The 638-nt window shown below is 44.4% G+C and carries 1 pseudogene; it reads left to right on the top strand.

The annotated features are described in order from the left end of the window. Positions 1 to 638: pseudogene (locus R7044_RS26125) on the top strand (NAD-glutamate dehydrogenase domain-containing protein); the annotation flags it as partial.

The following is a 638-nucleotide window of genomic DNA, read 5'->3' as shown; positions in this document are numbered from 1 at the left end:
CAACGCATTCTTAAGCAGTATTTTGGCTGTGAACAAGAAGTTGAGTTCACGACGTTCTTCTCTGAAAGCCCCTTGGCAAGAACGCATTACATTGTTCGTGTAGACAATAACAACATTGATGTAGACGTGAAAAAAATCGAGCAGAATTTAATGGAAGTTTCTACCTCTTGGGACGACAGATTAAAAGAGTCGATCATTGCTAACTTTGGTGAAAGCAAAGGTCTACCACTATCGAAAGAGTACATGAGCGCGTTCCCTCGTTCATACAAAGAAGACATGATGCCTGGTTCTGCTGTTGCAGACATTGAGCGCCTTGAAGCACTGAGTGACGACAACAAACTTGGCATGCTTTTCTACCGTCCGCAGGAAGTTGCAACGGATTCGAAAGCGGTTCGCTTAAAACTTTACCATCGTGACGAACCAATCCATCTATCAGACGTAATGCCAATGTTGGAAAACTTGGGTCTACGCGTGATTGGTGAATCTCCTTACGAGATCGAGAAAAACAATGGCCAGACGTTCTGGATCCTAGATTTCTCGATGCTGCATAAGAGCGAAAAAACCGTTGATCTTCGCGAAGCTCGTGATCGTTTCCAACAAGCATTTGCAGCGATTTGGGCAGGGGATCTAGAAAGTGA

This window comes from Vibrio sp. 1402 (assembly GCF_033340275.1).
This window is presented reverse-complemented; position numbering and strand designations above follow the sequence as displayed.